The organism is Aeromicrobium endophyticum (genome assembly GCF_003586285.1).
GTDB classification, from domain to species: Bacteria; Actinomycetota; Actinomycetes; order Propionibacteriales; family Nocardioidaceae; genus Aeromicrobium; species Aeromicrobium endophyticum.
The window spans coordinates 155068-168364 of record NZ_QUBR01000001.1; the positions used below are offsets into that span (position 1 = coordinate 155068).

General features: G+C 70.1%; 14 protein-coding genes. 3 read left to right on the plus strand and 11 right to left on the minus strand.

Annotated features, from left to right (window positions below):
* Positions 1-3: 3 nt before the first annotated feature.
* The 11 genes from DX116_RS00765 to DX116_RS00815 form a co-directional block, all read right to left on the minus strand.
* The gene (locus tag DX116_RS00765) at positions 4-828 is read right to left on the minus strand and encodes a nuclease-related domain-containing protein (RefSeq protein ID WP_199715875.1); all 825 of its coding nucleotides are present in this window, start codon (positions 826-828) and stop codon (positions 4-6) included.
* Between the two features lie 98 nt (positions 829-926).
* Positions 927-1829: a hypothetical protein gene (locus DX116_RS00770; protein WP_147393544.1), complete on the minus strand. Its 903-nt coding sequence runs from the start codon at positions 1827-1829 to the stop codon at positions 927-929.
* On the minus strand, positions 1790-2332 hold the full coding sequence (locus DX116_RS00775; protein WP_119702348.1) for an SGNH/GDSL hydrolase family protein: 543 nt from the start codon (positions 2330-2332) through the stop codon (positions 1790-1792). Before DX116_RS00775 ends, DX116_RS00770 begins: the two co-directional genes overlap by 40 nt.
* A 123-nt stretch (positions 2333-2455) precedes the next feature.
* Positions 2456-3511 (minus strand): EamA family transporter, encoded by a 1056-nt coding sequence (locus tag DX116_RS00780; RefSeq protein ID WP_119702349.1) that lies wholly within the window; start codon positions 3509-3511, stop codon positions 2456-2458.
* The gene (locus DX116_RS00785; RefSeq protein WP_119702350.1) at positions 3394-4647 is read right to left on the minus strand and encodes a Glu/Leu/Phe/Val family dehydrogenase; all 1254 of its coding nucleotides are present in this window, start codon (positions 4645-4647) and stop codon (positions 3394-3396) included. The genes DX116_RS00780 and DX116_RS00785 overlap by 118 nt, the downstream gene beginning before the upstream one ends.
* 67 nt (positions 4648-4714) lie before the next feature.
* Entirely contained in the window at positions 4715-5560 is an 846-nt protein-coding gene (locus DX116_RS00790) for an ABC transporter substrate-binding protein (RefSeq protein WP_119702351.1), read from the minus strand.
* A gap of 28 nt (positions 5561-5588) precedes the next feature.
* Positions 5589-6251 carry an amino acid ABC transporter permease gene (locus DX116_RS00795; protein ID WP_119702352.1) on the minus strand — a complete coding sequence of 221 codons (663 nt, stop codon included), beginning with the start codon at positions 6249-6251 and terminating at the stop codon, positions 5589-5591.
* A gap of 1 nt (position 6252) precedes the next feature.
* Positions 6253-6891, minus strand: a complete 639-nt coding sequence (locus DX116_RS00800) for an amino acid ABC transporter permease (RefSeq protein ID WP_119702353.1) — start codon at positions 6889-6891, stop codon at positions 6253-6255.
* On the minus strand, positions 6891-7664 hold the full coding sequence (locus DX116_RS00805; RefSeq protein WP_119702354.1) for an amino acid ABC transporter ATP-binding protein: 774 nt from the start codon (positions 7662-7664) through the stop codon (positions 6891-6893). The genes DX116_RS00800 and DX116_RS00805 overlap by 1 nt, the downstream gene beginning before the upstream one ends.
* The gene (locus tag DX116_RS00810) at positions 7661-8866 is read right to left on the minus strand and encodes an aspartate aminotransferase family protein (protein ID WP_119702355.1); all 1206 of its coding nucleotides are present in this window, start codon (positions 8864-8866) and stop codon (positions 7661-7663) included. The genes DX116_RS00805 and DX116_RS00810 overlap by 4 nt, the downstream gene beginning before the upstream one ends.
* A 2-nt stretch (positions 8867-8868) precedes the next feature.
* Positions 8869-10416, minus strand: a complete 1548-nt coding sequence (locus tag DX116_RS00815; RefSeq protein WP_119702356.1) for an aldehyde dehydrogenase family protein — start codon at positions 10414-10416, stop codon at positions 8869-8871.
* A 143-nt stretch (positions 10417-10559) separates the two neighbouring features.
* Here DX116_RS00815 and DX116_RS00820 point away from each other — a divergent pair, with 143 nt between their 5' ends.
* The 3 genes from DX116_RS00820 to DX116_RS00830 all read left to right on the plus strand — a co-directional run bounded on the left by DX116_RS00820 (position 10560) and on the right by DX116_RS00830 (position 13293).
* The gene (locus DX116_RS00820) at positions 10560-11330 is read left to right on the plus strand and encodes a GntR family transcriptional regulator (protein WP_119702357.1); all 771 of its coding nucleotides are present in this window, start codon (positions 10560-10562) and stop codon (positions 11328-11330) included.
* Complete coding sequence (locus DX116_RS00825) at positions 11327-12055, plus strand: PDC sensor domain-containing protein (protein WP_119702358.1); 729 nt, start codon at positions 11327-11329, stop codon at positions 12053-12055. The genes DX116_RS00820 and DX116_RS00825 overlap by 4 nt, the downstream gene beginning before the upstream one ends.
* An 86-nt stretch (positions 12056-12141) precedes the next feature.
* Positions 12142-13293: an NAD(P)/FAD-dependent oxidoreductase gene (locus DX116_RS00830; protein WP_147393545.1), complete on the plus strand. Its 1152-nt coding sequence runs from the start codon at positions 12142-12144 to the stop codon at positions 13291-13293.
* The last annotated feature ends 4 nt before the right edge of the window (positions 13294-13297 follow it).

Genomic DNA, 13297 nt, shown 5'->3' on the forward strand with positions numbered 1-13297 from the left:
CCATCACGCCCTGAGCAGCCCCGCTGCCACGGCGCGATGGATCGCGTCGATCGACTCCGCCGTCAGGGGCCCCTCCTCGGCTAGGACCGGATAGAGCTTGCGCGGCCACAGCACCGAGACTCCACGAGTCTCGAAGGCGCCACCGATCAACGGCCAGTCGGCCTCGACAAAGCAGAGGACGGCGTGCACCGGCACGTCGTCGGCAACCACGGACCTCACGACGTCGACCTGCTTCAGGACGCCGTCCACGAGCTTCGTGCAGTTGCGAGAGCCGACGAGCAGCTTCTCCGTGCGGGGACGCAGCAGCCCTCCCTCGACCTTCAGGCGCGGCCGCCCGGCGTACTTCTTCGCGTCGATCACGTACACGCCGGTCGGCGTCACCGCGACGTGGTCGATGTTGGCGCGCCTGCCGGGGACGCGACGGTCGTGCAGCACGCGAAGGCGGTCGGACGACAGCTCGTTCAGCCTGGCACCCAGCCGCTCCTCCCCCACCGCACCGGTGTTCCACGCCTCCGTCGTCTGCGGCTCGTCCGACAATGCGTGCAGCAGACCGCCGATCCGGGGGTGCTTCGCCCGCACCCGCTTCTCGCGACTCGCCCTGCGTCGCTCGAACTCCCGGCGGGCCGAAGCGCCTGGCGTCCCTACGTCGACGGGCTCGTCCGGCGCCTGCGGCTCGACGTGCTCGACGTGCTCGAGACAGCGGACCGTCTTGGTCGGCCGCTCGTAGACCGCCAGCGTCCTGGCGGGCAGATCGGCCCCGCAGACCCGGCACGTCCCGGCGAACCTCAGCCGCATTCGCTTCTCGTCCGCGGGCAGGGCGTCACTCATGGCGGAGACCGTAGCGATCCTTGGGGTCACCGGCCCCGACGGCGGGCCTGCGGAGGCGGGGCGGGGGACCTCAACCCCTCGACCCGCCTCCTGGACCGCTAGCGCCGCACCGGACGCGTCGGGCGCGACGTCACATGGGTCGTGGCGTAGCCATCGCGACGTCCGGTGACGCGGACCGCGATCTTCTTGCCCTTCAGGGACGGCGTGAGCCTGATGGACGAGCGGGTGGCTCCCCGGACGGCCTCGCCGTTCGCGTACCAGGTGTAGGCGCGCGCGGCCTTCGGCTTCCACGTGCCCGTCCTGACCTTCAGGACCTTGCCGACCTTGGCAGCACCGCTGATCCTCGGTCGAGGAGCGTCGAGCGAACCCTTCCCGACCCGGACCGGGGCGGACGTCACCGCGGTGTCGGCCTGACCGGTCCGGTGACTGGTCACGACGACCGTCAGTGACTTGCGCGCCGTCGACGCCGGCAGCGTGAGCGTCAGCGCCGTCGCACCCTTGATGGCCTTGCCGTCCACGAACCAGGCGTAGGTCAGGATCGCTGCGGGGCTCCAGGGCCCGACGGTCGCGGTCACCCGGCGGCCGACCGCAGCCGTGCCCGAGATGCTCACCGTGCCTGGGTTGGCGGCCCATCGAGACGTCACCGAGTCGTACACCGTCTGCGCGATCAGCTCACGAGTCCCGGCGTTGAAGTGCCCCCACTGCCCGAAAACGTAGGTCCGGCCGGCATCGAGGGTCGGCCAGGACGCCGGGTCGCACCGATCCCATCCCGGGCACGGGTCGCCGTCGACGACCAAGAAGCCGTAGTCGGCCGGGCGATCGGCGATCGCGTCGAACAACCTGCTGATCTGGACGAAGTCGACCCGCTCGTCGTCCAGCAGACCCGATGTCGACAGCGCGTTGTAGAGCGCGAGGTTGTGGACCTCGCTCATGGCGCCCACCACGGCGTTTCCGGCCGGCGTCAGGCACGGGTCGTTGGACGTGAGGCCGAAGTCGACCATGTCGAGCACCGCGACCTTGCGCGCACCGACAGCACCCGCTTCAGCGCGTCGACCTCGGTGGCTGCGACCACCGACATGTCGGACGTCAGCTTGTTCAGCTGGGCCGGCGTCTGGGTGCCTCGGTAGAACGGGGTGGTGTCCGACTCGCCACTGCCGCTGTAGGCGAACAGGTCGTTGCCGCCGACCCACAGCGTGACCAGGTCGTCGGCGTCGAACGTGCGGTGCTTCGTCACGTAGTGGTCGATCTGTTGGCTCACGGGCGTCGGCGACTCGCTGGAGTAGTACGCCTCGATCGGGACAACCCACGCGCCGCCCCGAGCGTAGTTCTCGCCCCCGTCGGTGTCCGCGGTCTGCGTCGACCCCAGCTTTTGCGCCAGGATCTGCGGCCAGGCGCCGCCCGGGCTCGACCCGAAGACGTGGTTGGCCGAGCTCCAGCTGTCACCGAACGTGATGACGTCGTCGATAGGCGTCGGGACGACGATCGGGCCCAGCGGCGCGATCACCAGTGCAGCGGCGAGACCCGCTGCCAGTCGTGTGGCTCGTCCAATCGAGCCCTCCTGTTCGTCGTGCGAATGCGGAGCGGCTGCATGCCGTAGCGCGTGCTCAAAACCTATAAATCTGTTGTTTTACTGTCCAGGCCTTCCGGCCGTGAGATCCACTGCTCGTTCCTCGCGCCAACGCACGGTCGCGACGCCGGTCAGGATGGCCGCGGCGCCGACCGCCTGGGTGCAGGAGATCCCCTCGTCGAGCAGCAGCCAGGCCACCAGCGCCGCCAGAACGACCTCGAGCATCCCGGCGAACGAGGCCAGTCGCGCGCCGAGCACGCGGGCCGCCATCACGCCCGTCACGTAGGCGGCGACCGTGCAGACCAGCACGAGCCCGGCGAGCGGAACGGCGATCGGCATCCGGTGGTCGGCCAGGAGTGCCGGCGCCGACGACACCTGCCACGGGAGAGCACCCACCACCGCGAGGACGAGGATCATCGTGCCGGCCACCAGCATGCCTCCCGCGACGACCGCGACGGGATCGAGCCCGACCGTGACGGTCGACGACCGGACGAAGTAGAACGCCAGGCACACCGCAGCAGCCAGCGCCCAGGCCACGCCGCGCGCGTCGATGGTCGATCCCGAGCCGAGGTCGACGACCAGCGCCAGCCCGGCCAGGCAGCAAAGTGCGCCCGCGAGCGTCACGACGCTGAACGCGGACGTCCCTCGCACCCAACCCAGCAGCAGGATCAGCACGGGTGCCAGGTACTCGATCAGCAGCGCGACCCCTACGGGGACGTGCTGGATCGCGGCGAAGAAGCACAGCTGCGTGCCCCCGATCGCGACTGCACCGTAAGACCCGACGTGCCGCCACTGGCGCGCCAGGCGCGTCACCTGACCCGGGTGCCCCCGCGCGACGAAGGGCAAGAGGACGAGCACGGACAGCAAGCACCGTGCGCTGACGGTCGCGGGCACGGACCAGCCCGACTGCTGGATCGCCTTGGCCAGCGGACCCGTCAGCGCGAAGGCCAGGGCAGACGTGGCCGCGAGCGTCCACCCCGCACCGCTGTCCTGGCGGCTCAGGGGTACAGCCCGCGGGTGCGGTGTGCCTCGACGACTCGCGCGACGGCCAGCCGCGTAGCTGCCTCGCGCAGCGTGATCCCGTCGTCCTTGGACCTCCGGTCGACCGTCTCCCACGCCGCGACCATGCGCTCCTCCAGGCGCTGCTCGACCTCGTCCCCGCCCCACCAATAGGCCTGATTCGCCTGCACCCACTCGAAGTACGACACGAGCACTCCCCCGGCGTTGGCGAGGATGTCCGGCACCACGGTGACCCCACAGGCCGCCAGCACCCGGTCGGCCTCCCGGGTCGTCGGACCGTTCGCGCCCTCGACGACGATCGAGGCACGGACGTCGTGGGCGTTGCCCGCGTGCAGCACGCCCTCGACCGCGGCCGGCACCAGCAGGTCGACATCGGCGGCGAGGAGCTCCTCGTGCGTGACGACGTCCGCCCCGCCCAGGCCCACGACGCTGCCGTGCAGGTCGACGTGACGGCACAGCGCCTCGACGTCGAGTCCGTCCAGGTCCTGCACCGCGCCGTACTGGTCGCTCACCGCCACCACGCGGCACCCGGCCTCGTCGAGGAACCGCACCGCGTCGCGTCCCACCTTGCCGAAGCCCTGCACCGCGGCGGTCGCGGTCGACGGGTCCAGCCCGGCGGCGCGCATCGCGGCCAGCGAGACGTGGACGACCCCGCGGGACGTCGCGCTCGCCCGCCCCAGCGAACCGCCGAGGCTGATGGGCTTGCCGGTCACCACACCCGGCACCGTGTGGCCCTGGCTGACGGAGAAGGTGTCCATCATCCACGCCATGGTCTGCTCGTCGGTGCCGATGTCAGGGGCGGGGATGTCCTGCATCGGACCGATGATCGGCAGGATCTCGCTGGTGTACCGGCGGGTGATGCGCTCGAGCTCGCCGCTGCTGTAGACGCGCGGATCCACCCGCACGCCGCCCTTCGCACCGCCGTACGGCACGTCGAGCAGCGCGCACTTCCACGTCATCCACATCGCCAGCGCCCGCACCTCGTCGAGGTCGACGTCCGGGCTGTAGCGCAGGCCGCCCTTGGCGGGGCCGCGCGAGAAGTTGTGCTGCACGCGATGGCCGGTCAGCACCTCGACCGATCCGTCGTCGCGCCGCAGCGGAATGCTCACGGTCAGCTCGCGACGCGGGGCAGCCAGCATCGCGTGCACCCCGTCGTCGAGCCCGAGAGCCGATGCCGCGTCGCTCAGCTGCGCGAGCGCGTCAGTGATGGCCGATGCCCTGTCGTTCTGCATGTCGTCCTCTCGATGGCCGCGAGCGTGCCGGTGGTCGCCTCGACGGACGAGGCGGCCACCGGCCGGCTCAGATGAGTCGCGCCGGTCCGACGTCGGCGGCAGAGGCCGGAAGGCCGTTCGCCTTGAGGATCTTGGCGAGTCCGCCGTCCGAGCGCAGGCTCTCGAGCAGATCGTTCAGGGCCGAGGCGAGTGCGTCGTTCTTCGGATCGAGGAGCATCGCGGTCTGCGACGGCTCGCTGGTCGCCGGCACGCGCGGGTCCTCCTCGAGCACCTCGAGCTTCAGGTCCGTCCCCTTGGCCGAGATCGACGCCGCGCCGTAGCCGTCGATGCCGATGTCGAGGCGACCCGACTTGAGGTCGTTGGCGAGGCTGCCCGAGTCGGGGTACACCCGGGTCTCGACGCCGTCGAGCTTCTTGAGCGCGTCGACCCAGAGATAGCCCTCGACCGTCCCGACCTTCTTGCCCGAGAAGTCGTCCACCGTCGAGGCGCCGTCGTCGGACATGACAGTCATCTCGTCGAGATAGGCAGGCTCGCTCAGCGTGACCTGCTCCGCACGCTCCGCGGTGCGGTAGAACCCTCCGACGGCCACGTCGGCACGACCCGTCTTGACCGCCGGGATGGCGGTCGCGTACGTGTACGGCGCGAACTCGACCTTCAGGCACTCACGCTTGGCCAGGTCGGTCGCGATCGCACTGTCGATGCCGGCGATCTTCTTGTTCTCCTCGAACGAGTAGGGCGGGGTGTTGGTGAGGGCCACCGTCAGCACGCCCTTCTTCACAGTCTTGATGTCGTGCGCCGGCTTGCACGATGCGTCGACCGCCGATCCTTCGTCGTCCCCCGAGCCGCCGCACGCAGCAAGCGCGAGCGCGGCAACCATGACCACGCCGAGGCGTCGCATTGCCTGTGTCTTCATTGCCTTCTCCTTGTGTTGTGGTGGTGACTCAGCCCAGGTGCTTGGACAAGCGCCGTTCGAGTCGGTCTACGAGCCAGCTCGCAGGGATCGTGATGGCGAGGTAGAGCAGACCGGCCAGGACGAGGACGTCCAGGTACCGGAAGGTCGCCGCGCCGATGGAGTACGCCTGTCCGAGAAGTTCCGGCAGGCCCAGCGAGTACGCGAGGGCACTGACCTGGAAGATCAGGATCGCGAAGCCCATCAGGGTCGGAAGCGCGATGCGCAGGCCTTGGGGGATGACGACGAACCGCATCGCGTCCACGTGAGAGAGGCCGAGGGCGTCCGCGGCTTCCAGCTCGCCGGCGGGGACCGCCCGCAGACCGGCTCGGATGATCTCGCTCGTGTAGGCCGCGGTCGTCAGCGTCAGCGCCACCACGGTTGCCGGGAAGGCGTCAAACGTGATGCCCACGCCGGGAAGGCCGAAGTACACGAGCTGCAGCATGACCAGTGCGGGCATGCCGCGACCGATCTCGACGAGCAGGATGGCCGGCCACCGCACGAGTCCCGAGCCAGCCGACGACAGCAGGGCGAAGCCGAGGCCGATGACGAAGCCGAGGACCAGGCTCAGCCCGGTGACCTGCAGGCTGACGAGCAGCCCGTCCCAGAGCCGAGGCAGCCACTCGCCCCAGTCGTTGATCAGTGAGGTCGACATGTCATCGAGCTCCCTTCAGGCTGAGCTTGCGCTCGAGGTAGCGCGACAGATAAGCGAGCGGCGAGCCCAGCGCGATGTAGATCGCGGCGGCGATGACGAAGGGCGTCAGGCTGCTGCCGCTGGACCGCGCGTCCTGATTGGTGACGGACATGATCTCCGCGACGCCGATGGTCGACACGAGAGCCGAGTCCTTCAGCAGACTGATGGCCCACGTGACCATGCCCGGGATCGCGACCCGGACCGCCTGGGGACCCACGACGCGGGTGTACGTCGTGACGCGGCCGAGACCCAACGCCTGCGCCGCCTCGAACTGCCCGCGGTGCACCGCGAGGAGGCTCCCGCGGTAGATCTCCGCGAGGTGCGCGGCTGAGATCAGCCCGAGACCGATGACGGCGGCCACGAAAGGGCTCAGCCTGATCGCTCCGCTGCCGATGCCGAAGAACACGATGAACAAGAACACGATGGGCGGGATGCCGCGCAGCAGGTCGATGATCGTGCGCGACAGCCCGCGCACGACGACCGAGCCGGAGCGGCGCCCCGTCACGAGGACCAGCCCGAGCACCGCACCGACACCGAAGCACGTCGCGGTGACGAGCAAGGTCGTCGGCACACCGCCCAGGACGACGCCGAGGTGGTCCATCAGCGATCCCTGATGGCCGAGAGGAACGTGCGCGTGCGCTCGACCTGCGGGTCGTCGATGACCGTCTTGGGGTCGCCCTGCTCGATGATCCGGCCGTCGGCCATGACGATGAGCCGGTCGGCGACGTCCGAGGCGAAGTGGATCTCGTGGGTCACCACGATCATTGTCATGCCCTCGTCGGCCAGCTGCCGCATCACGGACAACACCTCGAGGCCCAGCTCTGGGTCGAGCGCCGACGTCGGCTCGTCGAACAGCATGACGCTCGGGTCGAGCGCGAGGGCGCGCGCGATGGCGACCCGCTGCTGCTGACCGCCGGAGCACCTGGGCGGGTGCGACGACGCCTTCGAGGCCAGTCCGACCTGCTCGAGCAGCGCCATCGATCGCGCGTCCGCCTCTGCCCGGCTGCGCCCCAGCACGCGCTCCTGGGGCAGGGAGATGTTGCGCAGCACGGTCAGGTGCGGGAACAGGTTGAACGACTGGAAGACCATGCCGACCTTGCGCCGTAGTGCCACCAGCTCGCGCTGGCTCACCTTGCCATCGACCTCGGTCGGGATGCCGCCGACCGTGATGCGTCCCGTGGTCGGCGACTCCAGCAGGTTGATGCAGCGCAGCAGGGTGCTCTTGCCGGACCCGCTCGGCCCGATGATCGCGACGACCTCCCCGGGCCGGACGTCCAGCGAGACGTCGTCCACGGCGGTGTGGTCACCGAACTGCTTGCTCAATCCCTCGATGCTGAGGATGGGTCGTGCTGGACTGGTGAGTGGTTCGGTCATGAACCGGTCTCCTCGTTCTTGGTCTGGGCCACGGCCACCGCCACGGAGTCGGCGACGGTGGCGACGTCGTCGTCCGTCATGGGGGTCGACAGGGCGATGAGGCCGTTGGTACCGGCCAATACCCCGGATCGGTACAAGTGCCACCACAGGACGCCGAGATCGACGGACTCGCGGATCCGCAGCAGCGACCCGCGACCGCTCACCGCGACCCCAAGATCTTTCAGGCGGCCCTGCAGAGCATCGCCGCGGGCGTTCAGACGACTGACCTCGTCCTCGCCGAAGCAGTCGAGGGCTGCGAGACCGGCCGTCATCGTGATGGGGTTGGCGCTGAAGGTCCCGCCCCACCCGACCGCGCCACCCCGCGTCGGGTCGAAGACCGCCATGACGTCCGCGCGTCCACCCACCGCTCCCACCGGGAACCCGCCTCCGATCACCTTGCCCAGCGTCACGAGATCGGGCTCGATGCCGTACGAGCGATGCAGACCCCCGACCGCCAGACGGAAGCTGATGACCTCGTCCACGATGAGCAGGGCCCCACGGGCGGTCGTCGCCTCGCGGACGTGCCGGACGAAGTCCTGCTCCGCGGGCACGAGGCCGGCACGGTTGGGCATCAGGTCGATCAACACGGCGGCCAGGTCGTCGGCATGCTCGGCCAGTGCCGCGTCGAGAGCGCGCCGGTCGCCCTGCGGGACCACGACGACGGAGGCCCCGATCGAGCGAGGAACGCCAGGAGCGGCCCGGTCCGCGACGGCGTCGGTCGTGCCGTGGTAGCTGCCTGCGAAGCGGACGATCACGTCGCGGCCCGTGTAGGCCCGAGCGCCTCGGATGGCGGTCATGACTGCCTCGGTGCCCGAGTTCGAGAACCGCCAGCGCTCGATCGACGTGCGCTGTCTCAGGTGCTCGGCCAGCGCCACCTCCGTCTCGGTCGGCAGCCCGAAGGCCGTACCTGTACCGATGACGTCCATGACCGCCGCGTGCACGTGTCGATCGGCGTGGCCATGGATCAGGGCCGTGTAGTTGTTGTTGCAGTCGATGACGCGGTGGCCGAGCTGGTCGGTCACCCACGCCCCGGACCCCGACACCGCGAACGGCGGCGACGGCGGCACGAAGACCGTGGTGCGGGTGTTGCCCGCAGGCATGACCTCGCGAGCACGCTGCGCCAGCGGGTGCTGGCGGTAGTCGGACGGGTGCGGACCGGACATCGTCAGACCGCCCGGACGATCGTGCGGCTCTGCTCCTTCATGAAGCCGGGCAGGTACCACAGGCCGAGGCCGCCCTTGCCCGACGAGCCGCTGCGCTTCCAGCCGCAGAACGACTGCACGCCCGGCCACGCGCCGGTGGTCGCGCCGGCCGCCCGGTTGACGTAGACGACTCCCGCCTCGATGTCGTCGAGGAACAGCTGCACCTCGTCCTCGTCGCGGCTGAAGACGCCGGCCGACAGTCCGTACTCGACCGCGTTGGCCTCGTCGAGCGCTGCGGCGAAGTCCGGCACGGTAGTGATCGCGAGGAACGGCGCGAACAGCTCGTCGCGGGTCAGCGGGTGCCCGTCGGGCAGGTCGGTGACGACGGTGGGCGCGAAGAAGTTGCCCTCGCGGTCCGGCACGCGTCCGCCGGTGCGGATCGTGCCGTCCCGGCGTCCCACCTCGATCGCGTCGTCGACACGCCGGGCGATCGCGTCGTCGATGACCGGCCCCATGTTGGTGGCGGTGTCGAGCGGGTCGCCCACGACGAGCGCCTCGGCGCGCGCGACGATCTTCTCCACCAGCGCTTCGGCGACCTCGTCCACCACGACGACGCGCCGGCAGGCGCTGCACTTCTGACCCGACAGGCCGAAGGCGGAGCGAACGATGCCCTCCGCGGCGTCGTCGAGGTTGGCCGACACCGCCACGATCGCGGGGTTCTGGCCGCCCATCTCGGCCAGCACGGGCCGCGGGATCCCGGTCGGCGACGGGGTCTCGACCAGGTCCCAGCCGACCTGTGCCGAGCCGGTGAACGCGATGCCGTCGACGTCGGTGGCAGCCAGGGCCCGGCCGGTGTCGGCACCGCCGTGCACGATGTTCACGACGCCGGACGGCAGGTGGGAGTGGAAGATGCGGGCGATCTCGGCGGTCGACCTCGGCGTCTTGTCCGAGGGCTTCAGCACGACGGTGTTGCCCGTGACCAGGGCTCCGGTCATCATCCCCACGGTCAGGGCGACCGGGAAGTTGAACGGCGAGATGACCGCGAAGACGCCGTAGGGGACGAGGACGTCGTAGTTCTTCTCGGTGTCGGTCGACTTCTGCACGGCGTGGTAGCCGTCGTTGTCCTCCATGAGCGAGCAGTAGTGCTCGATCATGTCGAGAACCTCCTGCGTCTCACCCACGGCCTCGAGGCGCGTCTTTCCCGTCTCGGCCGACACGATGGCGGCGATCTCGGCGATGCGCTCGCTGGTCTCGGCAGCCACGGCGCGCAGCGCACGAGTGCGCTCGGCATACGGCATCGCCCGCCAGCCCCGGAAGGCCGCGCGCGCCTCGGCGACGGCGGCCTGGACCACTTCGACGGAGCCGGCGCGTGCCGCCGACACCCGCGCGCCGGGCACGCACGGGTCGAACCGCTCGATCAGGTTGCCGTCCTCGACGACGCGGTCACCGACCAGGTGCGGTTCGATCGGCGACTCGACGGCACGCAGCTCCTTCAGCGCATCCTCGAACCGCGCGTCGAGCACCTCGTCACCCAGCGACGTTGATGAGTAGTTGACCTTCGACGACGACATGAAACTCCCTGATCCACTCGTGCGGCCCTTGGTGATCTAGGACTCACGGACACGACGTCGTAAACATACACATCTGTCGGTTTAAGTTCTAGCCATTCATGTAAACAACGTGAAACACGTGCCGCGGCTAGGATCGCTGGCACATGACGACCCGACCCGATGAAGGCATCGACCTTCTCTCGACCCTGACGCGCCGCGTCCTGTTCGCCCCCTTGGCGGACCACGGACGTGCGGGCGCGGTCGCCGAGCGCCTCCGCACGGCGATCACCCTCGGCATCCTCGCCGAGAACGAGCAGCTGCCGTCCGAGACAACGCTCGCCGCGCAATTCAACATCTCGCCGGTCACCCTGCGCGATGCGCTCACTGCCCTGCGCGCCGACGGACTCGTGACCACGCGGCGCGGGCGCGGCGGCGGGACGGTCGTCAGCGGCCCCCTTCCCGATCAGCGCCGCGTCCTCCTCGACCAGGTGTCCGGACTGTCGAGCATCGACCTTCGCGACCAGGCAGACTGGCGACGTGCCGTGAGCGTCGAGGCCGCCCGCCTCGCGGCGCGACGGGCGTCCCGCGAGGACATCGGGCTGCTCGAGCGAGGCTCGGCCAACGCCCGCTCGGCGACGGACGCCGTGTCGGCCCGCCGCGCCGACAGCCGCTACTTCATCCAGCTGGCCGCAGCCTCCCAGTCGTCCCAGCTGAGCGCCGCCTCCATCAGGCTTCAGGTCGAGTACGCGCCCGTGCTGACCCTGACGTACGCCGAGGCACGAACGCGCGAGGACGTCGCAGCCCTGCTGACGACGCTGACCACCGCCGTTCAAGACGCAGACGTCGAGGCCGCGGGCCTCACGGCGGCACGCGTCGTCGACCTCGTCGCCTCGCGAGCGGCCTCACTCCGAGCGAACGGATGGAAGCACGCATGACCACGCCCAACCAGCACGACTCGCTCGAGGCGGTCGCACGGGCGGTTGCCGACCTGACGCAACCCGTCTTCGCGCGGCTCGAGGCCCTCGCCCAGGAGGTCTCGGCGCTCGACCTGCGCCAGGCCGTCGGCCGAGGACGCCTCGACGACCACGACGCCGCAGTCGTCGAGTCGCTCGCCGTCCAGACCGTGCAGACGCTCGATCTCGTGAGCGGTGCCGGCATGGCCGCCACGGCCGGCGAGACGTCCAGCGACGGGGTGATGCACTGGTGGATCCTGCGGGACGGCGCCGTGGTCACCAAGCGGCACGTCCTGAACCCGGCATCCGACTCGTACTACGACTTCAGCAACCTGCGGTGGTTCACGCTGCCGGCGTCGAGCGGGACGAACACGCTCATCGCGCCCTACATCGACTCGTGGGGCACCGACGACCTGACCGTCACCGCAGCCGTCCTCGTCCCTGGCAGCGACTCCGCACGAGAGGTGACCGCCGTGGTGGCGGTCGACCTCAACGCCCGCGCGTACGTGCAGGCCGTCGAGGACGTCCTGCGTTCCGCGGCACCCGCCGTGCTGATCGACGGCGAGGGACGCGCGGTCTGCTCCACCGAGCCCGACATCGAGACGGGGGTCCGCCTGGCGGCCCTGCCGTCCTGGAGCGCAGGCGAGACGGCCGACGTGCTCGGCCTGGGCTGGACCGTGGCGTCGCTGGACGCCACCACCGGCTGACACCACCTCGTTGACCTTAAAACGACAGAACTGTATGTTTGCTCTCGATCCGGGCCTGCCGGTCACTCACCGAGATCTGGAGCACCGTGAAGCAGCAGCGAGTCGTCATTGTCGGAGCGGGTGTGCTGGGTCTGTTCACCGCGATGGAGCTGGTGTCCGACCCGTCGGTGAGCGTCGAGGTGATCGACTCGGGGCACCCCGGCGTGGGGTCGTCAGGGCGCTCCGTCGGCATGATCGAGACGCAGTACGTCGACGCGGGTGACGTCGAGGTCCGCGCGTTCGGCCGCAAGGCCTACTCCGCCCTGATCGACGAGCACGCGCTGCCGTTCGTCCACGGCGGCTACCTGCGACTGGGGCACTCCCACGACGACATCGCACAGTTCGAGCGCAGCATCGCCGCGCAGGCCGCCGCCGGCATCACCGATGCCGAGATCCTGCTGCCTGCCGAAATCGCCCGCCGCTGGCCGCAGCTCGTCACGGCCGACGTGTCCGCCGGGCTCTTCGGCGCGTGGGACGGCTACGTCGACGGTTACGAGGTGACCCAGCTGCTGGCGCGACTCGTCCGCGAGTCGGGCGGTCACGTCCGGTCCAACAGCCAACTCGTCGACGCGACCCGCTCGGGCTCGTGGCGGCTCGAGACCACGAACGGGACGTTCGAGGCCGACGTCGTCGTCAACGCCGCCGGCCCCTGGGCGGGGCACGTCGCCGACCTGCTCGGAGCGCCCGTGACGCTGATCCCCCAGCTGCACGGCGCGGTCGCCATCGAGCTGCCGGACGAGAAGCCCTTCACGCCGTTCGTCATGGACTACGTGCCGGGCGCCGGGTCGGAGGGGGTGTACTTCCGGTCCGAGCGCAAGGACCAGCTGATCGCCGGTCTGCACACCGAAGAGGTCCTGCACCACGGGGTCGCCCCCGACGTCCAGCTCGGCTCGATGGACGGTGAGACCGTCGAGCGGATCGCCCTCGCGCTCACCGAACGTCTGCACGACGTCGACGACATGCGCATCGGTCGCAGCTGGACCGGCATCTACCCCATGTCGTCCGACCACAGACCGGTCGTCGGGCGGCACGCCGACGACCCCACCGTCGTGTGCGCGCTGGGTGCCGGCGGCAACGGCATCCAGCTGTCCCCCGCCATCGGCCGCATGGCGGCGGACGCCGTCCTCGAGCGGCCGCGGTCGTTCAGCGACGCCGTCCAGTGGGGGCAGCAGCGGTTCGCCGCGGACCCCCAGGTCTGAGCCC

Excerpts from the sequence above, each read along its gene's own strand:
- DX116_RS00770 (WP_147393544.1), bottom strand. The coding sequence starts at position 1,829 with ATGGTCGACTTCGGCCTCACGTCCAACGACCCGTGCCTGACGCCGGCC.
- DX116_RS00800 (WP_119702353.1), bottom strand. The coding sequence starts at position 6,891 with ATGGACCACCTCGGCGTCGTCCTGGGCGGTGTGCCGACGACCTTGCTC.
- DX116_RS00785 (WP_119702350.1), bottom strand. The coding sequence starts at position 4,647 with ATGCAGAACGACAGGGCATCGGCCATCACTGACGCGCTCGCGCAGCTG.
- DX116_RS00820 (WP_119702357.1), top strand. The coding sequence starts at position 10,560 with ATGACGACCCGACCCGATGAAGGCATCGACCTTCTCTCGACCCTGACG.
- DX116_RS00805 (WP_119702354.1), bottom strand. The coding sequence starts at position 7,664 with ATGACCGAACCACTCACCAGTCCAGCACGACCCATCCTCAGCATCGAG.
- DX116_RS00790 (WP_119702351.1), bottom strand. The coding sequence starts at position 5,560 with ATGAAGACACAGGCAATGCGACGCCTCGGCGTGGTCATGGTTGCCGCG.
- DX116_RS00765 (WP_199715875.1), bottom strand. The coding sequence starts at position 828 with ATGAGTGACGCCCTGCCCGCGGACGAGAAGCGAATGCGGCTGAGGTTC.
- DX116_RS00810 (WP_119702355.1), bottom strand. The coding sequence starts at position 8,866 with ATGTCCGGTCCGCACCCGTCCGACTACCGCCAGCACCCGCTGGCGCAG.
- DX116_RS00825 (WP_119702358.1), top strand. The coding sequence starts at position 11,327 with ATGACCACGCCCAACCAGCACGACTCGCTCGAGGCGGTCGCACGGGCG.
- DX116_RS00815 (WP_119702356.1), bottom strand. The coding sequence starts at position 10,416 with ATGTCGTCGTCGAAGGTCAACTACTCATCAACGTCGCTGGGTGACGAG.
- DX116_RS00795 (WP_119702352.1), bottom strand. The coding sequence starts at position 6,251 with ATGTCGACCTCACTGATCAACGACTGGGGCGAGTGGCTGCCTCGGCTC.